This window comes from Actinomycetospora sp. ABD4_176 (assembly GCF_056311855.1).
Genome location: NZ_CM149974.1, coordinates 5,595,816 through 5,617,840 on the forward strand (window position 1 = coordinate 5,595,816; position 22,025 = coordinate 5,617,840).

Annotated in this window: 16 protein-coding genes; 7 read left to right on the forward strand and 9 right to left on the reverse strand. The window is 74.8% G+C overall.

What is annotated here, in order from left to right; genetic code table 11:
* Positions 1–18 precede the first annotated feature (18 nt).
* Entirely contained in the window at positions 19–795 is a 777-nt protein-coding gene (locus tag ACYX4T_RS27190) for a phytanoyl-CoA dioxygenase family protein (RefSeq protein ID WP_476012324.1), read from the reverse strand.
* Between the two features lie 137 nt (positions 796–932).
* Between ACYX4T_RS27190 and ACYX4T_RS27195 the strand changes: the two genes are divergently transcribed.
* From ACYX4T_RS27195 to ACYX4T_RS27205, 3 genes are read left to right on the forward strand one after another with little or no spacing between them, the layout of a single operon-like run.
* Positions 933–1,961, forward strand: coding sequence for an ABC transporter substrate-binding protein (locus ACYX4T_RS27195; RefSeq protein WP_476012325.1), 1,029 nt, complete (start codon positions 933–935; stop codon positions 1,959–1,961).
* Positions 1,962–1,972: 11 nt separating this feature from the next.
* Entirely contained in the window at positions 1,973–2,956 is a 984-nt protein-coding gene (locus ACYX4T_RS27200; protein ID WP_476012326.1) for a FecCD family ABC transporter permease, read from the forward strand.
* Positions 2,953–3,948: a FecCD family ABC transporter permease gene (locus tag ACYX4T_RS27205; RefSeq protein ID WP_476012327.1), complete on the forward strand. Its 996-nt coding sequence runs from the start codon at positions 2,953–2,955 to the stop codon at positions 3,946–3,948. The genes ACYX4T_RS27200 and ACYX4T_RS27205 overlap by 4 nt, the downstream gene beginning before the upstream one ends.
* Positions 3,949–3,950: 2 nt before the next feature.
* On the opposite strand, the gene ACYX4T_RS27210 is transcribed toward ACYX4T_RS27205, so the two are convergent.
* The 5 genes from ACYX4T_RS27210 to ACYX4T_RS27230 are packed head-to-tail and all read right to left on the reverse strand — an operon-like array spanning position 3,951 to position 8,522.
* Complete coding sequence (locus tag ACYX4T_RS27210; RefSeq protein WP_476012328.1) at positions 3,951–4,352, reverse strand: GNAT family N-acetyltransferase; 402 nt, start codon at positions 4,350–4,352, stop codon at positions 3,951–3,953.
* A gap of 19 nt (positions 4,353–4,371) precedes the next feature.
* Positions 4,372–5,379: an ABC transporter substrate-binding protein gene (locus ACYX4T_RS27215; protein ID WP_476012329.1), complete on the reverse strand. Its 1,008-nt coding sequence runs from the start codon at positions 5,377–5,379 to the stop codon at positions 4,372–4,374.
* On the reverse strand, positions 5,376–6,161 hold the full coding sequence (locus ACYX4T_RS27220; RefSeq protein ID WP_476012330.1) for an ABC transporter ATP-binding protein: 786 nt from the start codon (positions 6,159–6,161) through the stop codon (positions 5,376–5,378). Before ACYX4T_RS27220 ends, ACYX4T_RS27215 begins: the two co-directional genes overlap by 4 nt.
* A gap of 1 nt (position 6,162) precedes the next feature.
* Positions 6,163–7,263: a FecCD family ABC transporter permease gene (locus ACYX4T_RS27225; protein WP_476012331.1), complete on the reverse strand. Its 1,101-nt coding sequence runs from the start codon at positions 7,261–7,263 to the stop codon at positions 6,163–6,165.
* A gap of 2 nt (positions 7,264–7,265) precedes the next feature.
* Positions 7,266–8,522: an MFS transporter gene (locus ACYX4T_RS27230; protein WP_476012332.1), complete on the reverse strand. Its 1,257-nt coding sequence runs from the start codon at positions 8,520–8,522 to the stop codon at positions 7,266–7,268.
* Between the two features lie 176 nt (positions 8,523–8,698).
* Between ACYX4T_RS27230 and ACYX4T_RS27235 the strand changes: the two genes are divergently transcribed.
* From ACYX4T_RS27235 to ACYX4T_RS27250, 4 genes are read left to right on the forward strand one after another with little or no spacing between them, the layout of a single operon-like run.
* Positions 8,699–9,436 carry a methyltransferase gene (locus ACYX4T_RS27235; protein ID WP_476012333.1) on the forward strand — a complete coding sequence of 246 codons (738 nt, stop codon included), beginning with the start codon at positions 8,699–8,701 and terminating at the stop codon, positions 9,434–9,436.
* Positions 9,433–10,263, forward strand: coding sequence for a Rossmann-like domain-containing protein (locus tag ACYX4T_RS27240; RefSeq protein WP_476012334.1), 831 nt, complete (start codon positions 9,433–9,435; stop codon positions 10,261–10,263). The genes ACYX4T_RS27235 and ACYX4T_RS27240 overlap by 4 nt, the downstream gene beginning before the upstream one ends.
* Positions 10,264–10,318: 55 nt before the next feature.
* Positions 10,319–11,269, forward strand: a complete 951-nt coding sequence (locus tag ACYX4T_RS27245) for a GHMP family kinase ATP-binding protein (protein ID WP_476012335.1) — start codon at positions 10,319–10,321, stop codon at positions 11,267–11,269.
* Positions 11,206–12,219, forward strand: coding sequence for a pyridoxal-phosphate dependent enzyme (locus ACYX4T_RS27250; protein ID WP_476012336.1), 1,014 nt, complete (start codon positions 11,206–11,208; stop codon positions 12,217–12,219). The genes ACYX4T_RS27245 and ACYX4T_RS27250 overlap by 64 nt, the downstream gene beginning before the upstream one ends.
* Positions 12,220–12,235: 16 nt before the next feature.
* Here the strand turns inward: ACYX4T_RS27250 and car are convergent, their stop codons facing one another.
* The 3 genes from car to ACYX4T_RS27265 are packed head-to-tail and all read right to left on the reverse strand — an operon-like array spanning position 12,236 to position 22,012.
* Positions 12,236–15,718, reverse strand: a complete 3,483-nt coding sequence (car, locus tag ACYX4T_RS27255) for a carboxylic acid reductase (RefSeq protein ID WP_476012337.1) — start codon at positions 15,716–15,718, stop codon at positions 12,236–12,238.
* 22 nt (positions 15,719–15,740) lie between these two features.
* On the reverse strand, positions 15,741–21,305 hold the full coding sequence (locus ACYX4T_RS27260) for a non-ribosomal peptide synthetase (protein WP_476012338.1): 5,565 nt from the start codon (positions 21,303–21,305) through the stop codon (positions 15,741–15,743).
* The gene (locus ACYX4T_RS27265; protein ID WP_476012339.1) at positions 21,302–22,012 is read right to left on the reverse strand and encodes a VOC family protein; all 711 of its coding nucleotides are present in this window, start codon (positions 22,010–22,012) and stop codon (positions 21,302–21,304) included. Before ACYX4T_RS27265 ends, ACYX4T_RS27260 begins: the two co-directional genes overlap by 4 nt.
* Positions 22,013–22,025: the final 13 nt, after the last annotated feature.

Genomic DNA, 22,025 nt, shown 5'->3' on the forward strand with positions numbered 1-22,025 from the left:
ACAGTTCAAGCAGGAGTGTCAGGTCGGGCCGTCGTACCGTCGGGTCTCGTCGAGGTGGGGCCGGCCCGCCGGCTGGTAGAGCAGGAACAGGGCACGGCGGTCGCGGTCGGAGCCGTTCGCGTCCGACCGGTGCAGCATCAGGGTCGGGAAGAACACGACCGTGCCGGCCGCCGCATCGACGCGCACCGGATCGGCGTCTCCGGGACGCGGGGGCTCGTGGTCCGGGCGCGCCGGGCCGCGGTGGGTGCCCGGGACCAGCCACAGTGCGCCGTTGTCGCCGTCGGCGTCGTCGAGGAGCAGCATCGCGGTGACGACCTCCGCGGCGTGCTGCGGACCGAGGAATCCGGTCAGGAAGCTGTGGTCCTGGTGCCAGACGAACTCGGACCCGACGTGGGCGCGCTTGACGCTGATCTTTGAGGTCAGCGGGCTCACCGTGTCGACACCGAGGAGATCGGCGGAGGGCCGGGTGAGGCGCGGATCGGCCCAGAGGTCGAGGCGGGCGTCGAGATGCGTGACGGGTCGCAGGTTGCGGACGACCGGGCCGGCCGGTGTCCTGTCGGGCTCCCAGTGCAGGGAGGTGTCCTGCGGTGCGTCGTGGACCGTCTGGAGGAGGTGTCCGGCGTCGGTGGTCCACGCGGTGACCCGGTCCGGGTCGTGCGCGTCGGCGTGCTCCACGAGGGCGACCGCCCGGGCCACCGCCGACTCGACGCCCTCGCGCAGCGCCACGACCTCGTCCGGAGAGAACGCTCCGGGATGCACCAGGAAGCCGTCGCCGGTGACCGTGCTCGCGAACATGATGCCAACGTCTAGCAGCAGCAACGTGGAAGCAAGACCGAGGCGAATCGGTTGTCGTTATCGACAACACACTTCATCAGATGATGAGGTGAAGGTACGTTCTCGCGCACCGAACCCCCGCCCGAACGGAGCACCCGGTGCCGCGATCCCGCTGTCTCGCCGCCCTCGCCGGCGCCGTGCTGACGCTGGCCCTCGCGGCGTCGTGCAGCTCGGCGCCGGCGGCTCCTCCGCCGGAGGCCGGAGCGACCATCGAGAACTGCGGACGCCCGGTGCCCGTCGGGGCGCCGCCGGAGCGCATCTTCGCGGCGTTCCAGAACGGCATCGAGATGGTCCACGCGCTCGGCGCCGGGGACCGCCTGGTCGGCACCGCCTACCTGGACAACCCGATCCTTCCGGAGTTCGCCGCGACACAGGCGCGGTCCGCGTACTTCCCCGAGGAGTACCCCAGCCGCGAGGAGGTCCTCCGGCTCGACCCGGAGTTCGTCGTCAGCGGCTTCACCGGCGCGTTCACGACCGAGGGTCTGGGGACGCGCACGGAGCTCGAGTCGATCGGGATCACCAGCTACCTCTTCACGCCCTACTGCCCGCCGTCCGACGGGGGTGCCCAGGCCGACGTCGTCGCCGCGCCGGTGCCGTTCGACGAGGTCTACGCCGACATCACGAACCTCGGCCGCATCCTGGGGCGGCCCGACCTCGCCGCGCAGCGCGTCGCCGGGATGCGGGCCGAGATCGCGCGGGTGCAGGGGGTGGTCGAGCCGCTGCCGAAGCCGCGCGTCGCGGTGCTCAACAGGCTCGCGTCGGGTGGGTCGGGCCTGCGCGTCTTCGGGACCGACGACATCGCGACGACGATCGTCGAGGCCGCCGGCGGAGAGCAGGCGTTCGCCGACGTCAGCGGGCGCCAGACCCAGGTCGGCGCGGAGGAGATCGTGCGGCGCAACCCCGACGTCATCCTCGTGCCCGCCTGCTGCTCGGCCGACACGGGTCCGGAGGGTGCGCAGCAGGTGATCGACGGGCTGCGCGCCGACCCCGCGCTCGCCTCGGTCCCGGCGGTGCGCGACGGCCGCCTCGCCGGCATCACGTTCGCCGAGATCAGCCCGGGCATCCGCAACGCCGACGCGGTCGCGAACGTCGCCCGCATCCTGCACCCGGGCGCCCCCGGCCTGTGAGGCGACGCGGCGTGCCGACCGCCGGTGCGCTCGCCCTCGCCCTGGCGCTGCTGGCCCTCGCGGTCCTCGCGTCCCTGCTGGTGGGCCCCGAGCCGGTCCCGCTCTCGGCGCTGCGCCACCTCACCGACCCCGGGCTCGACCCCGACGCGCTGGTGCTGCGTCACCTGCGCCTTCCGCGGACGCTCACCGGGGTGCTGGCCGGGTCCGGGCTCGGGGTCGCCGGCGTGCTGCTCATCGGACTCACCCGCAACCCGCTCGCCGACCCGGGCATCGTCGGCGTCAACGCCGGGGCGGCGCTCGCCGTCGTGGTCGGCATCGCCGTCCTCGGTGTGGCCGGCATGCCCGGGCTCGCCTGGTGCGCCATGGTCGGCGCCGCAGTGGCCGGCGTGGTCGTGCACCTGCTCGCGGCGGTGGGACGGGGCGCGACGCCGGCGTCGGTCACCGTGGCGGGCGCCGCCGTGTCGGCGGCGCTCGGTGCCGTCACCACCGCGGTGACGCTGTCCGACCGCACGACCTTTGCGGCGTTCCGGTTCTGGAACGTGGGCGCACTGGGCGCGGCCGACCCGGCGTCCCTGCTCGGCGCGCTGCCGTTCGTCCTCGCCGGGCTGGTGCTGGCCGCGGCCGTCACGCCCGCCCTCGACGTGATGGCGCTGGGAGAGGACGTCGCCGCCGGGCTCGGAGCCCGCCTGGCCCTCGTCCGCGCCACGACCGCGACCGCGGCGGTCCTCCTCGCCGGGACGGCGGTCGCCCTCGCGGGCCCGATCGCCTTCGTCGGTCTGGCCGTCCCGCACGGGGCGCGCCTGCTGGTCGGCGTCTCCCACCGTCGTCAGGTCCTGCTGGCCGTGGTGCTGGGCCCGGTGCTCGTGCTGTCCGCGGACACCGTCGGGCGGCTCGTCCTCGCGCCGCGCGAGGTCCAGGTCGGGCTGGTCACCGCGGTCGTCGGCGCGCCGGTGCTGATCGCGCTGGTCCGGCGGCGGCACGAGGTCGCCGTGTGACGGGGCGCGCGACCCGGTGGCGCCTGCTCGTGGCGGTCGCGCTCGCCGGACTGACGGTCGGCGCGGCCCTCGTCCTCGGCGACTACCCGATCCCCCCGGACCGGGTCGCCGCCGCGGTCGCGGGCGCCGGGAGTCCGCGGGTCCGCTACGTGGTGCTCGACCTGCGGCTGCCCCGGGCGCTCGCCGCCGCCGTGGGTGGGGCGGCGCTGGGGCTCTCGGGCGCGGTGTTCCAGCGGCTCGCCCGCAACCCGCTCGCGAGCCCCGACGTCATCGGCGTCAGCGCCGGCGCCGGGCTCGGGGCGGTCGGCGCGCTGATCGTGCTCGCGGCCGGGCCGGTCGGCCTGGTCGTCGGCGCGGCGGGAGGCGCCGCACTGGCCGCGCTGGCGGTGTACCGGTTGTCGTCGCGGCGAGGTGTCACCGGCGGGCGCCTGGTGCTCGTCGGCATCGCGGTCGGCGCGGTCGCGACCGCCCTGACGTCGTGGTTCCTCACCACCGCCGATCTCTACGTCGCGGAACAGGCCACGGTGTGGTTGGTCGGGAGCCTCACCGGCCGATCGTGGGACCTCGTCCTGCCGGTGCTCGTCGCGGCACCCGTCGCGTGCCTCCTGGTCGCCGCCGGTCGCCGCGCCCTGGGGCTGCTCGACCTCGGCGACGACGCCGCGGGCGGGCTCGGGCTCCGGGTGGAGCGCGCCCGCGCCGGTCTGCTGGCCGCCGCGACCCTGCTGGCCGCCGCCGTCACCGCCGTCGGCGGGCCGATCGCGTTCGTGGCGCTCGCCGCCCCGCAGATCGCCCGTCGCCTCGACCGCGGCCGGCCGCCCCCGCTCGCGCTCTCCGCCGCGTGCGGCGCGGTGCTCCTGGGACTGTCGGACATCGTGGCGCGACGGATCGCCGCGCCGTCCGAGGTCCCGGTCGGCGTGGTGACCGCGGTGTGCGGGGCGCCCCTGCTCATCGCGTTGCTGATCCGTGCGCGGCGGCGCGGCGAGTGGCTCTGAGATCAGGGTCGTCGGCCGCGCTTCATCCCCGTGCTGGGGGCGACGTCGACGAAGCCGCACCGCCGGTAGAGCGCCTGCCCGGCGGGCTCGGCGACGAGGGAGACGTAGGCGTCCGGGGCGTGCCGGTCGACGTGCCCGAGCAGGCGCCGCAGGACCGCCGTGCCGATCCCGCGGCGCTGGTACGCGGGATCGACCGCGATGTCCACGACCTGCAGGAACAGGGCGCCGTCGCCGACGAGGCGGCCCATGCCCACCGCCTCGCCCGACGGCGCCCGGGCGGTCACCGCGAACCACGAGGCGGCCAGCGCCGCCGGCGTCGGCGCGACGGGGAACGGGCTCATCCCCGCCGCGCCGCGCAGCCGCGCGTGCTCCTCGGGCGTCGGTAGGCCGTCGGTGAGCACCATGCTCTCCACCGTCAGCGGGTCACGGCGCGGTCGGGGGCAGCGAGCGCACCCAGGCTCCGAGCTTCTCGGCACCGTCGATGTTGCGGGGTCCGCTGATCGCCTCGTTGTAGTCCAGGACGAAGAACCGGTTGTCCCGGATCGCGGGGACGGTCTGCAGCTGGGGCAGCGAGCGCAGGAACGCGATCTTGTCCTCGGCGCTCTGGTCGCCGTAGTCGACGATGACGACCGCGTCGGGCTGCCGGTCGACGACGGCCTCCCACGTGACCTCGTTCCAGCGGCTCGGCTCGGTGCCGAAGATGTTCTCGGCGCCGGCGACGCGCAGCAGATCGGTCGGCGGGACCTGGGACCCGGCCGACATGGGCCGGTCGGTGCCCGAGTCGTAGACGAAGACCTGGGGACGGGGGCGGTCGGTGGGCGCGGCCTGCTCCACCGCGGCGATCCGCTCCCGGTAGGAACCGATGACCTGCTGGGCGCGGTCGGGCACGCCGTAGATCCGGCCGAGCCGGTCGAGGTCGCTGTAGAGCGCCTCCAGCGGCGGGACCTGCTCTCCGAAGCCCGGGTAGTTGTAGCAGGTCTCGGTGTGCATGAAGCTCTGGATGCGCAGGGTCTCGAGGATCTCGGGGGTGATGCCCCGCTCGTCGCTGAACCCGGAGCGCCAGCCGGCCACCACCATGTCCGCGCCGGCGTCGACGACGAGCTCGCGGTTGAGCAGGTCGGTGCTCAGCAGCTCCAGCTGTGCGTACTGGTCGGCGTACGGCGACTCCTGCACCGGCGGGTTGGCGGGGGGCATGACGTACCCGCGGATCCGGTCCCGGAGGCCGAGCACGAGGAGCTTGTCGGTGCTGCCGGCCTCGTAGGTGACCGTCCGCGTCGGCGGCTGGTAGGCGATCGGTTCGGCGCAGCGGGGCACGACGGTGCCGGGCGGCGCGGCCGGGTCCTGCTCGACCTGGGCTCCGCATCCGGTGAGCACCAGGGCGGTGGCGACGGCGGCGACGGCGACGGTGCGGACGCGACGCGTGGTGGTCATGAGGCTCCTCGGACGGGGGAGGGGAGGGTGAACAACAGCTGGACGGCTCCGGTGTCGGGGTGGGTGACGACGCGCGACGCGACGCCGAACACCCGCGCGACGACGTCCTCGGTGAGGACCTCCGCGGGGGTCCCGGCGGCCACGAGGCGGCCCTGCTCGAGCACGCCGATCCGGTCGCACACGGCCGCGGCGAGGTTGAGGTCGTGCAGGACGATCAGGACGGTGGCGCCGCTGCGGCGCAGCACGCCGAGCAGGTCGAGCTGGTGGCTGACGTCGAGGTGGTTGGTGGGCTCGTCGAGCACGAGCACCTCGGGGTCCTGCGCCAGCGCACGCGCGGCGACCACGCGTTGGCGCTCGCCGCCGGAGAGCGTGAGGACGCCACGGTGCGCGAGGTGGAGCACATCGAGCTGCTCCATGGCGCGCCGGCACAGCGCACGGTCCTCGGCGCCGAGCGCCCGGTTGCCCCGCAGGTGCGGCGCCCGGCCGAGGGCGACGAGCTCGTCGACCGTGAAGTCGAGGTCGGCGCCCGCGTCCTGGGGCATGGCCGCGATCCGTTGCGCGCCCTGGCGGCGCGACAGCTCGTCGAGGTCGGTGCCGCCGACGTGGATGGTGCCCGCCGAGGGTCGCAGGGCGCGGTAGACGCTGCGCAGCACCGTCGACTTGCCGCTGCCGTTGGGACCGACGAGCCCGAGGACGGTGCCCGAGCCGGCCTCGAGGGTCAGCCGGTGCACGATCTCCCGCCCGGCCAGGTCGATCGTGAGATCGGTGAGCTGCAGGTCCACGTCAGCTCGCTCCGTAGACGTAGCCGCGGCGGCGGATGAGCGTGACGAACACCGGCACGCCGATCAGCGCGGTGATGACGCCGAGGGGCAGGTCGCGGGGCGCCACGACGGTGCGCGCGAGGAGGTCGACCCAGACGGTGAAGACCGCGCCGACCAGGGGCGCCACGACCAGCACGCGGGCGTGGGCGACCCCGACGACGAGCCGGACGACGTGGGGGAGCACCAGGCCGATGAAGCCGATCGCCCCGCTCACCGCGACCATGGCCCCGGTCGCGACCGCGGTGAGCACGAACAGCTCGCGGCGCAGGACCGGCGGGTCGAGCCCGGCGCTGGTCGCCGTCTCGTCCCCGAGGGCGAGCAGGTCGAGGGCCCGGGCACGCCGCCACGACCAGACCAGGCACGCCAGCACCGCGACGATCACCGGGGGCAGCGAGCCCCACGTGGCCGCGCCGAAGCTGCCGAGGGTCCAGAACAGCACGGTGCCGGTCGCCTCGCCCCCGGGCACGAGGTAGACCAGCAGCCCCATCGCGGCCTGGAACCCGTACGCGAGGGCGACGCCGACGAGCACGAGGCGCAGCGGCGTGGTGCCGGCACGACTGCGGGACAGCGCGTAGACCGCCGCCGAGGCCAGGAGCGCGCCGAGGAAGGCGCCCAGCGACACCGCGTAGATGCCGGCGACGGCCAGGGCGCCGGTGACGATGACCGCGACCGCACCGACCGACGCCCCGGACGAGACGCCGAGCACGAACGGGTCGGCGAGGGCGTTGCGGACGAGGGCCTGGATGACGACGCCGACGGTCGCCAGCCCGCCCCCGACGGTGGCCGCCAGCAGCACCCGCGGGGTCCGGATGTCCCAGACGATGGCGTACTGCGAGGCCTGGTCCGCGTCGATCGATCCCCCGGTGACCGAGGCCCAGAGGAACGCGGCCGTGTCGGGTGGGGAGACCGACGCCGCGCCGATGCCGATCGCCACCAGGGCCGACCCGGCCAGCAGCACCGCGAGGACGACGGCCAGGACGGCGACGCGCCCCCGCCGTCCGCTGGATCGCGTGTCGCCGTCCCCACCCTCGACGGACCGCGTGGTGACGTCCTCGACGGCCACCGTCACCGCCCCCCGTCGGCGACGGCGGCCCGGTCCCGGTGCGACACGGAGAAGTGCCGCGCGCTCGGGACCAGGGCCGCGAGGGCCGGCGCGGCGAAGCACAGCACCGCGCAGACCCCCAGCACCGGGGCAGCGCCGAACGCCACGATCGCGGGGGCGATCAGCGACAGGCCCAGCGGCGCGAGGCCATAGGACAGCAGGAAGTCCAGCGACGAGACGCGGGCCAGCAGCGCGGGGTCGACCTCGCGCTGGGTGGCGGTGAACCACGGCACGTTGAACAGCTCGATCCCGATCCCGGCGACGACGTACGCGGCCACGATCACCGCGATCGGGACGGGCAGGAGCAGGGCCAGCGGCGCGAATCCGTAGACACCGAGGCCCGCCAGCGCCGCCCAGCCCTGGTTGCGGGGTCGCCACCGCCCGATGACGAGCGCCCCGATCAGCGCGCCCGCGGTGTAGGCGGTCAGCGCGGCGGCGAGCGCCGCCTCGGTGCCGAAGCGGTCGCGGCTGACCAGGGGCAGGGCGACGCCCGTGGCCGAGTAGCCGGTGGCGATGACGGTGGTCAGGGCGCCGAGGCCCGCCAGGAACCAGGGGTGGCGGCGGGCCTCGCGCAGCCCGTCGGCGAACTCGCCGACGAAGGCCCGCACCGAACGGCCGCCGGGGACGGCCGTGTGGGTGCCGGCCGGGGGCACGAGAGCGGTGACCAGCCAGCACAGACCGATCCCGATCAGCAGCGCGCGCACGTCGAGCACGGTGCCGAGCAGGGCGACCCCGGCCGGCGCGACCAGCGTGGTCACCCGCACGGCCAGCGTCATGGCCGCGTTGGCCTGCTGGCGACGCTCGTCGTTCACGACCTCGGCGACGAGGGCCTGGAAAGCGGGCCGGCAGGCGCCCTGCCCGGCGCCCGCGACCGCCGCGGCGGCGAGCACGAGCAGGAGGGAGCGACCCAGACCGACGGCGACGCCGACCGAGGCGACCGTGGCGGCGAGCCCCGAGACCGTGATGACGAGTCGTCGCGACAGGCGGTCGGCGACCACGCCGCTGACCGGCACGGCGGCGAGGAAGCCGACGGTGCGGGCGGCGAGTGCCAGGCCCAGGTCGACCGCGGAGAGCGCCCCGTCGAGGACCGCGAGCCCGAGGACGAAGGGGAGCGCCCAGGTGGCCAGGCCCGACGCGGTGGCCCCGATCCACAGGCGCAGGAACGCGGGCTCCAGGTACACCGACCGCGCGCGGGTGGCGGGCGGGAGCGGATCGGTCACGGGGCGGGGGTCCTGACGTCGGTGGCGATCGGGTGCGCTGCCGGGACGGTCCGCGGGCAGCGCGCCAGCGTGCGAGCGCTCCGATGATGACAACGATTATCGAGTTGGCAACCCCACCAGGCGTGTCCGAAGTGTCACACTCCGCTGCTGATCGCGTATGGTTATCGTTTTCACCTATGAGTGACAGCGATCGTCCCTCGGCCGCCGTACTCGACGAGCTGCCCCCACCTCTGCCGGCGGAGCAGATCGTGGCTCTCAACGGCCCCCGCGGGGACCTGCACACCACGCGCCGATACGAGTGGAACGGCTGGGCGTTCGAGGTGCCGCCCGCGGTCTTCCGGCCCGGCGCCACGAGCGCGATGATCTTCGACAGGCTCCGGGACGGCGGGATCCCGGTCCGGGGCCGGCGCTACCTCGCCGTGGGCACCGGGCTCGGGGTGGACGCCGTCGCGGCGGGGATCGGCGGGGCCGCGCAGGTGTGGGCCTCGGACGTGCACCCGGCGAGCGTCGCCACGGCCGAGGAGGCGTACGAGCGCCTCGTCGGGCGGTCGGTGGCGCCCTTCTTCCCCCTCGTCTCGGACCTGCTCGACGCGCTGCCCCCGGACACGCAGCTCGACGTGATCACGTTCAACCCGCCGCTGGTCAGCCAGCAGGTCAGCACCGATCCCGACGTCGTCCGCAACGTGTGCGTCGGCGCCACGATCCTGGAGCGTCTGTTCGCCCAGATCGTGGCGCGCGACGTGCTCGCCCCCGGCGGGGAGGTGGTCGTCGCCGCGTCGAACACCGCGGACCTGCGGGCCGTCGTCGGTGCCGGTGTCGAGCAGGGATTCGTCCCGGAGGTGCTCCACCGGTACGACTGGGAGGACGGCGTCGTGACCTACCTGTTCCGCTTCACCCGGGAGGGCGGGCGATGACGGGCACGGCCGACGTCGCCGTCGACCCGGTCGAGGGCCTCGTCGCCGACGTCCTCGCCGGACGCCACGGCGCCGACCCCGAGGACGTCACCGCCACCAGCGTCTTCCACGCCGCCCACGGCACGCGGCTGGCCGGCAGCGACGTCGTCTACCGCAACCAGTACGTCCTCGTGCGGGTCGGCCGGGCGTTCGGTGCCTGCTCCCTCGGCACCGACGCGATCGACCCGGAGATCTTCTACGCCGCGTCCGGGACCCCGGTCGCGTCCCTCCTGCGCCACGAGGCGACGGGCCTGCGCGTGGCGGCGCTCGACGCCTACCTCGCCCACACCACACCGCACCTCGGCGATCCGCGGGCCGAGGCCGTCGAGCTGCCCGCCGGCACCCCGGAGGAGCGCGCGGGTGCCCGCGACGCCGCGATCGCCGATCTCGTCGACATCACCCCCGGCGCGAAGGTGGCGCTGATCGGGGTGGTGAACCCGCTGATCGCCGCGATCCGGGAGCGGGGCGGCGAGTGCCTGCCCTGCGACCTCGTGCTGCGTCGCACGCAGTGGGACGAGCCGGTCTCGAGCTCGAGCGACGAGGTCATCGCGGCCGCGGACGCCGTGGTCGCCACCGGCATGACGCTGGCCAACGGCACCTTCGGCGGGATCCTCGCGGGCTGCCGGGAGCGCGGGATCCCGCTGACCGTCTACGCCCAGACCGGGAGCGCCGTCGCCCGCGCGTTCATCGACGCGGGGGTGGATCGCGTGTGCGCCGAACCCTTCCCGTTCTCCCAGTTCAGCGCCGAGCCGACCTGGCTCTACCGCTACCGTGCCGGGCAGGGCTGACCCGAGGGCGGCCGCCGGGCGGGCGGGTGGGCACCACGGGGAACTGCTCCAGGGCGTGTTCCTCGACGCGGACGGGCGGCCCCAGCACGGTCTGGTGACCCTGCCCTCGCCGCACGCCGCGGTGCATGCCGTGTTCCGGCCGTCCCCCGGCGGCACCGGACCGGGCATCACCGTGGCCCCGACCGACCGCCGGAAGGCCGGGCGGGCGGCCCGGCTCGCCGCGGCGCTCTGCGCCCGACGGACCGGGTCGCCGGTGCGCGGCGGCCACCTCGAGCTGGACGGCACGATCCCGGTGGGCCTGGGCATGGGCTCGTCGACCGGCGACGTCATCGCGGCGGTCCGCGCCGTGGCGTCCTCCCACGACATCGTCCTGTCCCCGACCGAGATCGCCCGGCTGGCCGTCGCGGCCGAGCAGGCCAGCGACCCCACGATGTTCGACCCGCGACCGATGCTCTTCGCCCAGCGCCGCGGCCGCGTCCTCGAGGTCCTCGGCGAGACGCTGCCGCCCGTCGTGGTGGCGGGCTGCCTCACCGGGCAGGGCCGGCCCGTCGACACCCTCGCCGTGGCGACACCCGATCCGGGGGCCACGGACGACGAGGATCTGGCGGCCTTCGAGGAGCTCCGGGACCTGCTCCGGGAGGCGGTCGTGCGCGACGACCCCGTCCTGCTCGGTCGTGTCGCGACCGGCAGCGCCCGACGCCACCAGCGTCGGCGGCCGCTCGACGAGCTCGACCTGCTCGTCGGGCTCGCCGAGGAGCTCGGCGCGGTCGGGGTGCAGATCGCCCACAGCGGCAACGTCGCCGGGCTGCTGTTCGACGCGCGGGACCCGGAGTCGTCCCGGCGGCTCCGACGGACCACCGCCGCCCTGGCCGCCCACGACCTCGTCCCGACGGCGCCCTTCGCCGTCCCGCCACCCGCCACCCCGTCACGAGGAGCGCCCCTGTGGACGACCACGTCAGCGACGCCGTCGGCCGCCCCGATCTCGTGCGGCTCGACGACGGGCTGATCTGCCTGCGGTTCGAGACGATGAAGGTGCTCTCGGCCGACGCCGCCGTGGCCCACCTCCTCGAGCGCGGCGTCGTGCGGCCGGGCGACACGCTGCTCGACAGCTCCAGCGGCATCTACGCCTACGCGCTCGCCCTCGCCGCGCACCGCCACGGGTTGCGCTGCCACATCGTCGGGTCGACCACCGTCGACCCGACGGTGCGGATCCAGCTGGAGATCCTCGGGGTCCAGCTCGACCAGATGCCGCCGTCGGACGACCTCCAGCTCGACCAGCACCGCCGCGTCGCCCTCGTCCACCGGCTGCTCGAGGAGCACCCCGACTACCACTGGATGCAGCAGTACCACGACGACGTGCACTACCTCGGCTACCGGGCGGTCGCCGACCGCGTCCTCGCGGAGCTCGACACCGATCGCGTGCGTCTGGTCGGGGGTGTCGGCTCGGGCGCGTCCACCGGCGGTCTGGCCGGATTCCTGCGCGCGAACGTCGACGTCGACCTGGTCGGCGTCCAGCCCTTCGGCAGCATCACCTTCGACAGCGCCCACGTCGACGACCCCGAGATCATCATCGCCGGCATCGGCAGCTCGATCCCGTTCGGCAACGTCGACCACAGCCGCTACGACACGATCCACTACGTCGGGTTCGACGTCGCCCTGGCCGGCGCGGTCGATCTCCTGCGCCGGCACGCGGTGTTCGCCGGCCTCTCGACCGGGGCCGCCTACCTCGCCGCCCGCTGGGAGCAGGCGCGGGACCCGGGTCGGACGGCGCTCGTCATCGCCGCCGACACGGGCAACCGCTACGTCGACAGCGTCTTCGCCCGCCACCGCGAGGCCGCGCCGGTGACAGACCTCGCCCCGCACGTGGTGTCCGGCACCGACGAGCTCGCCCTGCCCTGGTCGCGCCTGGCCTGGAACGGTGCTCCGGCGCCCGCGCCCGCGGTGGCGGGGCTCTGACCGGCTCGCCGGGTGCTCAGCGCCTGGCCGGCCCGTCGGTGAGGCCGAGCGCCGCGAGATCCGAAAGGTACTTCTCGACGAGCGGGCGCGTGAGTCCCGGCACTGCCCCGTCCTCGGTCAGCCCGGCCTCAGCGGCCACGGCGGCGAACCGGGAGGCCGTGACCAGGGCGGGCGGTCCGGCGTCCACCGGGCGCCGGAACGCCTCGAGCAACGGCAGCGCCGTGTAGGGGGCCAGGCGGTCCGGTACGCCGCTCAGACCGATCTCCCAGCGGCGGAGCCACTCGGCGGGGTCGTCGACGCGGGCGACGGGCTCGCCGGAGTCGACCAGCCAGTCGACGATCGTGTCGAGGGAGGGCGCCGCGGTCTCGGGGGCCGTCGCGTGGAGGGTGCGGTACCCGCCGTCGTGACCGAGGCCGAGGCGGACGACCGCCGGGGCGACGACATCGACCGGGACGCCTCCGGACACCGGAGAGCGCCCGCCGCCCGCCGGGAACGCCGCCGGGGCCACCCCGGTCGCGAGGATGCTCACGACCAGCCGGGTGAACACGTCGGGCAGGTTCAGCTGTCCGACGTAGCGCCGGTGGCCGAGGATCAGCCCCGAGCGCACCACCGTGACGGGCAGCGCCCACCGGTCGTGGGCACGGCGCAGCAGGACCTCCGCGGCCCACTTGCTGGTGGCGTAGCCGCCCGCGTACGCCGACGAGAGCTCGCGCGTCGGCTGGGACACGCGGACGTCGTCGTCCTCGCGGAGGGACTCGCCCGCCTGGTCGGCGATCCCGACGGAGGAGATGAACACGACCTCCTTGAGGTGGGAGGTCACGGCCAGGCGGACGACCTCGGCCGTGCCGGCGACGTTCGGGCCGAACAGCTGCTCGTAGGGCAGGACGTGGTTCACCAGCGCCGCCGGGTGCACGACCGCGTCGACGGTGTCGGTGAGCCGGTCCCACTCCGGCACGGTCATCCCGAGGCGGGGCTCGGCGACGTCCCCGACGACGACCTCGAGCCGGTCCGCGGAGAGCGCGCGGAAACGCTGCGCGAGCTCGGGATCGGTGTCGAACGCCTCGTGGAGGCGGCGGCGTGCCGCCGTCGCGTCGGACCCCCGGACCAGGCAGACGACCCGTGTGCTCGCATCCTCGAGCAGCTCGAGGGCGAGGAACCGCCCCAGGAAGCCGTTCGCCCCCGTCAGCAGCACGGTGCGCCCGTCACGGCCGGTGCGGGCGACCGCCGGGATGGCCGGTACACCGAACGCCTCAAGGGTGAGGTCGTCGGCGCGGACCACCGTGCCCCGGCCGTGCACCGACCGGGCCGTCGGGCGGGTGGTCCCCGCCGTCCGCGCGTCGGCGATCGCGTCGGCGAGCCCGGCGAGCGTGGTGCCCGGCGCGACGATCGTGCTGACCGGGACCTCGATCCCGAAGACATCGCCCAGCGACGTCGCGAGGCTCAGGGCGGACAGCGAGTCGCCCCCGAGCTCGGCGAAGTACCGGTCGGAGGTGACCTCGTCGCCCCCGCCGTCCACGACGATCCTCGTGGCCCGGAGCACCGTGTCGATCACCGGCCGGTCGTCGGCGCCGTCCCGCAGCGACGCCAGCTCCGCGGACTGCCGGTCGGCGAGCTCGGCGTAGAGGCCCTCCAGCCGGTCGCGGTAGCGCTCGACGAGCTTCTGCCGCAGCGGCTTCCCGAGCGTCGAGAGCAGCCCGTTCCCGGCGGTGAACGGGTCGTGCTCGATGATGACGTCGCGGGGGATCTCGTAGGGGCGCAGACCGGCCTGCTCGGCCCGCTCCTGCAGCGAACGCAGGACCGCCGATCTCAGCCCGGCGGGGTCCGGGTGCGCCGTCACGGCGTCGGCGCCGGGGACGACCACGGCGAGCAGGAAGCTCCGCCCGTGGCCGCCGTAGAGGAAGATCTGCTCGACGAGCTCGGCCCGGAGGAAGGTGTCCTCGACCTGGGAGACGGCGACGAACTCGGCCTGCGACAGCTTGAGCACGTTGTTGCGCCGGTCGACGAAGTGCAGCTCGTCGGGTCCGGTCTGCGCCACGATGTCGCCGGTCCGGTAGAAGCCGTCGGGGTCGAACAGCTCGGCGTCGAGGTCGGGTCTGTTGAAGTACCCCGGGATCATCGACATGGTCTTGATCAGCAGCTCGCCTCGCGGGTGCGGCCGGTCGGTGGCGAAGTAGCCGAGCTCGGGGACGTCGACGAGCTTGTGGTCGATGACGTTGGGCCGCAGGAGGCGGTTGTCGAACAGGATGGGCCCGCCGGCCTCGGTCGTGCCGAACCCGTCGTGGAACGGCAGTCCGAGCACCGACTCCATGAAGGCGCGCAGCTCGTCGCCGAGCAGGGCGCTGCCGTTGGAGGCCGCCACCACGCGGCCACCGAGGACGTCGTCGCGCAGGGCGGCCAGGGCTTCACGGTGGGCGTCCTGCGGGGCCGACCCGGCGGCCCGGCGCGCCTCGAGGTCGCTGCGGTAGCGGTCCCGGAGGATCTCGCACACGCGCGGGACCAGCGAGAGCTCGGTGGGCCGGGCCAGCGCGAAGTCCTCCAGGAGGGTCGACATGTCCCCGCGCCCGGCGAAGAAGCAGGTGCCGCCCCGGGCGAGCGTCCCGACCAGCGCGATCCGCCCGGCGATGTGCGACATCGGCGCGTGGTGCATGACGACGGCCGGGCGGGGGATCTGGGCGAAACCGCGCCAGGTCGAGGTCAGCAGACGGTCGGTGAACATCGCCCCCTTGGGGTCGCCGGTGGCCCCAGAGGTGTAGAGGATCTGAGCCAGTGGCTCGGTGCCCGGTTCCGGGACGAACAGGGGGGCGGGCGGCAGGTCCCGTCCCCGGTCGTCGAGGCCGTCGAGGGTGTGCACCGCGGTGCCGTCGGGGAGCAGCCGGCGCGCGCCCTCGACCGCCGCATGTGTCCGGCGCGAGGCTCCCGCCCGGCCCAGGACCAGCAGCCCCGGCGGCGGGAGGTCGTCGGGCAGGGCGCCGAGCAGGGTCGGGAGCAGGCCCGCCACGAGCTCGGCGTCGAGCGCCAGCACCCGCGGCCGGGTGTCCCGCAGGATCGCGTGCCACTGGCCGGGAGGTGCGGACGCGGTGACCGGCACCGACACGGCGCCGGTCGCGATCGTGGCGAGCTCGAGGACCGTGTGGTCGATGCCGGCCGCGGCGGCGGAGCAGACGACGTCACCGGCCGCGAGGAGCTCGCTGCCCGGCTGCCGCCAGGCCGTGCTGACCGACCGCGCCCGGCGCCACACCTCCTCGTAGGTGACCGTCTCGTAGTCCGACGCCAGCACGTGGCCCGCACCGGGGACGGAGCTCAGCTGCAGCGGGCGTTCGCCGAGAGCCGTGCGCTCGGCGTAGCCGAGCATGGCCGTCTCGACGACCTGGGCGAGCGGGCCCTCGCACCCGGCGATCGCGCGGGTCACCTCCGGCGCGGGCTCCCGCGCCCGCACCTCGGCGTCGGCGGCGAGGACCTCCGCCAGCCGCTGGTCCTCCGAACTCTGCGTGGTGGTCACGGCACACCTTTCCCGGTCGTGGTCACGCGGGCCCCGCGGCCCGGCGCACCGGCTCGGCCACGTGGTCGGCGATCTGGGCGACCAGGGGCTCGTTCATGCAGCTGAAGTGGTCGCCGTCGACCTCGACGACGTCGAGGTCGCCGAGGCAGACCTCCCGCCAGAACCCCATGGTCGTGTCGTTGAGCCCGGGCGCGAACCCGGACGTGGCCTGGGGCAGGAGGAACCGGATGTCCCCGGCGAACGGCGGGAGCTGGAAGCGGGTGGACAGGAAGCTCTGCCGCAGCACCCGGAACATGCCCGAGACCATCGCCGCAGGGGTCTCCTGACCCGCGACCCGGGACGCGACCTGCGCGTACAGCGCGAAGCGGTCCTCCTGCGGGTACGCGCCCAGCGTGCGGAAGAACGCCGCGGCCTCGTCGAGGCCGGGGTCGCCGCCGACCTCGCCCAGCGAGCCCCGGGGGACGACACCGCCGTGGGTCTCGATGGCGTGGGCGAACGCGCGACCCGCCGCGTCCGGGTCGATCGGGCCGAGCCCGAGATCGCCCAGCCCGATGCCGAGGTTCGGGATGAAGAGCGCCTCGATCATCAGGTCCTCCCGGACATCGGCCAGCAGCGGGTGACTGCTGGCCAGGACGACTTCGCAGACCTCGACCCCGCGCTCCAGCAGCCGGCGGGCGACCTCGGTGGCGTAGAGACCGCCCACGCAGTACCCGATGAGCTGAAACCGTTCGTGCCCCTCGGCGAGCAGGCGCTCGGCGTAGTCGTCGGCCAGCCGCTCGACGGCCTCGACCGGGTCGAGCGCGCAGTAGACCTCCGGGTCGTCGATCGCGATCCCGATCACCGGCCCGAGGTCCTGATCGGTGAGGCGGGCCGCCAGGGGCCGGAAGCAATCCATGGTGCCCATGCCGGCGTGGAACATCGCCCGCACGGGGCCGTCGCCGCCCTCGGAGAAGCGGACGAGGGCGGCGTTGGTGCTCGGGGCCTGCCCCGACGCCGGCCCCTCCGCCTCGCGCTCCGCCCGCTCGCGCAGGAAGCCGGCGAGCGCCGCGACGGTCGGGTCGTTGAGCATGTGGCGCAGCAGCGTGTCGAACGGCACCGCCGCGGCCGCCGGGATGTCCTCGCGCAGCCGACCGGCGGTCCGGGCGGTGATCAGCGAGTCCGCACCGCGCTCGAGGAGGCTCTCGGTGCGGCCGATCGGGCCGGTCGCGAGCGCCTGCGCCCAGAGGTTCGCGAGCTCGCCCTCGAGTTCGTCGGCCGGCGCGTCGACCGACACCTCCGCCCCGGTCCCGGTCGCGGTCGTCCGCCAGCTCCGCACCGTGTCGCGGTCGAGCTTCCCGTTCGCGGACAGCGGCAGCGCGTCGACGACCTGGAGGTGCGCGGGGATCATCGGCTCGGGCAGGCGCTCGGCGAGGAACGACCGCAGCTCGCCGGGCCGCACCGGGACACGGTCGGGCTTGACCCGCGCAGCGAACAGGTGCAGGTCCTGTGCCGCGAGGGCGTGGTCGTCGGCCGGGAGGCACACCGTGTCCACGGCACCGGCCCGCTCGAGCAGCCGGAGCCACCCGTCGCGGTCGAGGTAGGTCGACCCGGAGCGACGGAGGTCGTCCTCGGGCGGCGTCATCATGAACGCCTGGGACGCGAGGATCCACGGGTGTTCCCGGGTCGGCTCGGTGAGGACCACCTGGCCGCCGGGAGCGGCGAGATCCCGGAGCCGGCCCAGGGCCGCGGCCGGGTCCTGCGCGTTCTCGAGGACACCGGCGGCGAGCACGACGTCGAACGAGTTCGGGACCAGACCCTGGTCGCGCGGGTCGGTGTCGACGTCCATCACCCCGAACCGGATGCCGGGGTGGTCCCCGAACCGGTTGCGGGCGTCGGGCAGGAAGAACGTCGACACGTCGGTGAACAGGTAGTCGATCTCGATGCCCTCGAGCCCGTCGAGCGCCGCCTCGGTGGTCGCGCCGGTCCCCGCCCCGACCTCGAGGACACGCACGGGTCCCTCCCCGCCCCCGGCGGCGGCCTCGGCCACCTCCCGCAGCACCGTGGCGACGGCGCGGTTGAGGTAGCGAACCATGAGGTTCTCGCGGTACAGCGCGTCGGCCGTGGCGGAGTGGCCGCCCGGGAAGAGCAGCGCGACCGGGTCCTGCTCCCCGGTCAGCAGTGCGGGCAGGGCGTCGGTGTTGCTGTGCAGGTACCGCAGGAACCCCTCCGAGCCCAGGCCGTCGGACGCGGCCTCGGCCTCGCGCCTGCGGTCCGCGACGACGGCTTCGTCGACGGGGCGGCCGACCGCGTAGCGGCCGCCCTCCCGTTCCTCGAGGTACCCGGCGTCCATCAGCGCCGCGAGCCAGCGTCGCAGCAGCCAGTGGTGGCGCGGGTCGACCGGCGCGGCGATCTCCGCGGCGTCGTGGACGGCGTCCGCGTCCGCGAAGAGTCCGAGCCGTCGCAACGCCAGGACCATGGCGGCGAGCACGGCGTCGTCCAGGCGCTCGATGTAGGTCGCGACCCGGACCGGGTCGACGCCGGCGAGAAGCGGGCCGGTCTCCGCGGCCACGAGCCCCGTGGTGCGTCCCGCGCGCTCCGGGTCACCGACCGGCTCGCGCCGGGCCGACTCCACGACGCCGAGCAGACCCTGCTGACCCTGCTGGCCCTGCGCGCCGGCCGCGGGGGCGTCGAGCACGACGCACGCGGCCGCGACGGCCGGATGGTCGGCGAGAGCGGCCTCGATCTCCCCCAGCTCGATCCGGTGGCCGCGCACCTTGACCTGGGTGTCGTCCCGTCCGAGGAACTCGAGGACCGCACCGGGGCGGTAGCGGGCACGGTCGCCGGTCCGGTAGAGCCGCTGCCCGTCGCGGGGGTGCTCGACGAACCGGGCGGCGGTCGTCGCCGGGTCGCCGAGGTACCCCTGCGCGAGGCCGGCACCGGTGATGCAGAGCTCCCCGGCGACCCACTCCGGGGCGTCGCGCATCGAAGGGTCGAGCACCCGGAAGCCCTGGTTGGCCAGCGGCGTGCCGTAGGGGATGCTCGGCCATCCCGGCTCGCGACGGGTGACCGGGTGGTAGATGGACCAGATCGAGGCCTCGGTCGCGCCGCCGAGACTCACGACCTGAGCTCCCGGGACGCAGCCGTCGATCTCGTCGGGCAGGGCGAGCGGGATCCAGTCGCCGGAGAGCAGCACCAGGCGCAGCGACGGCGGGGACGCGGACGGGTCGGCGCGCAGGTAGCTGGTGAGCATCTGCATCAGCGCGGGCACCGAGTTCCACAGGGTCACCCGGTGCTCGGTGAGCAGGTCGGCCCAGTGCGACGGATCGGCGCGCCGGTCGGACTCGGGAAGGACCAGGGCGCCGCCGACCGACAACGGCCCGAAGACGTCGTAGACCGACAGGTCGAAGCCGAGGTTGGACGCCCCGAGCGCCCGGTCCTCGGCGCCGACGGCGAAGCGCCGGTTGATGTCCACGATCGTGTTGAGCGCGGCGCGGTGGGTGATCACGACGCCCTTGGGGCGTCCGGTCGAGCCCGAGGTGTAGATGAGGTAGGCGGGGGTGTCGGGGTCCCCGTCGGACGGCGCGGTCGGCCCGGGTGGCGCGGGCGAGGCAGCGTCGGCCCCGAGCGTGTCCACCGCGATCGTCCGGATGCCGTCGGGCCACGCCGTGCCCGCGGTGAGCCAGGACTGGGTGAGGACGAGGCCCACGCCGGCGTCGGTGAGCATCGCCGTGCGGCGCGCGGGTGGCTGCACCGTGTCGACCGGCACGAAGACGCCGCCGGCGCCGAGGACGCCGAGCACGGCGGCGACCTGCTCGACGCCCTTGTCCATCACGACCGCGACCCGGTCGCCCGGCGCGCACCCCGCCTCCCGCAGTGCGCGCGAGACCGCGCCGGCCCACCCGGCCAGACGCTCGTAGCTCACGGTCCGGTCCGCGGCGACCAGCGCCGGGCGGTCCGGCGTGCGCACCGCCTGGGCGAGCACCTCCTCGTGGAGCAGCCCGGTCGGCAGCGCCGCACCGGTGTCGTTGACCGCCCGGCGCTCCTGAACCTGGCGGTGGGGGAGGGGGACGACGTCGTCGGCGCCCCAGTGACGCTCGTCGGTCACCAGCGCGAGCAGCAGCGCCTCGAAGGCCGCGAACATGTCGTCCGCGACGCCCTCGGGAAACACGCCGTCGCGGACGTCCCAGTTCACGGCCAGCCCGTCGGCGTCGTCCATCGTCTGGCAGTCGACGAAGACCTGCGGTGTCTGGGAGACCCCGTGCTCGCCGAACCGGTGCGCGGGCTGCTCCCGACCGCCTGCCCCCTCGGCGGAGTCGCCGAGCCCGATCGCGCTGGTGAACACGACCGGCATGAGGGCGGCCTCCCGCCCACGACGCCGAGCGAGCTCGCGCAGCACCTCGACACCCGTGCAGAGGGAGTGGTCGAGGTCGTCGAACAGCTGGCCGCCGATCGCGGCCGCGCGGTCCGCGAACGTGTCGCCGCTGCCCCACTCGACCGCGAGCACGTCGACGGAGGTGAAGTCGCCGACGACCTGGCGGATACCGGGGTGCAGGGGGAGCCGGTTGAGCACGGTGAGGTTGAGGCTGAAGCGCGGCATCCCGGACCAGCGCTGGATCACCGCGGCGTAGGCGGTCAGCACGACCGCGGACGGGGTGAGGCCGCGGTCCCGGGCGCGCCGTTGCAGGCGTTCCCAGTCGGGGGTGTCCAGGCGCAGGCTGCGCCGGGTGAACCGCGGCGGCGCCACAGCGCCGTCCGCGCCGTCCGCGTCGGGGAGGGTGGGCAGCTCGGGGGCACCCGGTAGCTCGTCGAGACGCGACCACCAGTAGTCGCGGTCCCGCTGGTAGCGGCCGGTGTCCCGGAGGTTGCGCTCGGCGAGAAGGTAGTCCCGGAAGGTGACCTCCACGGGGGGCAGCTCGTGACCGGGGTCGGCGTGGAGGGCCTCGAACTCGCCGAGCAGCATCCAGATGCTGGTCCAGTCGGCGACGAGGAAGTCCATCGACAGGTGCAGAACGGCGCGGTCGGGCGTGCGCGTGAGCCGGACCGCGAAGACCGGCCACGTCGTCGTGTCGTGGATGCTGTGGTCGAGGTCCGACCGGATCGCGGCGAGCTCGGCGGCCACCCGCGCCTCGTCGGCGTCGCGCAGGTCGAGATCGGGTACGACGAGGCGGGGCACCTCCGGCAGCACCCGCTGGTAGCCCTCGGGCTCGATGACGACGCGCAGCATGTCGTGGCGCTCGACGAGCCGGTTCCATGCGGCCTCGGTCCGCGCCGGGTCGAGATGCGGGTGGTCGATCTCCAGGTAGACGTGGCACGCCACGCCGCCGTAGTCGAACGCCCGTTCGCGCCCCAGCAGGTAGGCGGCCTGCACGTCGGTCAGCGGGAACGGGTCGTGGCGGGCGTCGAGGTCGGGGGTCAGCGTCGACGCGCGGTCCTGCGCGCGCAGGCACTCGAGCACGTCGTCCTTGTGCGTGCGCAGCTCCTCGAGCCGCTCGGTGGTGAGCACGCCCTGGGGCGCGCGGTAGCGCAGGCGGCCCTCCTCCTCCCAGAGATGCACCCCCATGCGGTGCAGGTCGGCGAGGAGGTCCTCCGCCCCGGCGGTGCTGGTCATGAGAGACCCTCCTCCGTCGTCCGTGCGGCGCGGGTCAGCGCCGCCCCGTGCAGCTTCGCGGCGTCGAGCTCGTCGGTGAGCCCGTCCAGCTCCACGCCGAGCACGCCGGTGACGGGACCGGCGACGATCTCGAGGTGGGGGTCGTCGGGGACGAGGGCGTCGAGGACGCCCCGGTCGGTGTCGGCCACGCCCAGCCGCACCCGATGGATGCCGCGGGCGCCGTTGGCGTGCTCGACGTGCCCCGGACGCTGCGGGGGGTCGTAGGCCGACACCACGAAGGGCATCCCGGCCGGACGGGTCGCGAGGAACTCGTACCGCACGAGCACTCCGTCCGGTCGGGTCCGCTTGCCCTTGATCACCCGCGAGGTCGGGACGCCCCGCGAGCGCAGAGCGGAGCGGGCCGTGGCGAGGCTCGTGTCCTCGGTGGCCACCGCGACGTCGCGACACCCCTGCCCGGGCCCGGCCCAGCGCACCAGGCGCTCGCCCGCCGCGGTGCCGAAGGCGAGGGCGAACGGCACGCGGAACCACCGGGCCGACGAGGGTGTGTCGTAGAACTCGAGGAACGGACCTTCGGAGAAGTGGACGAACGCGTTGTGGGCGCGCTCGGGCGCGGCCCCCCACTCCACGGTGAATCCCAGGTCCTCGTAGTCGCGGACCAGGGCGCGCAGGTCGTCGACCCGGCACATCACATGGCTGCAGCTCAGCACGGGAACACTCCGT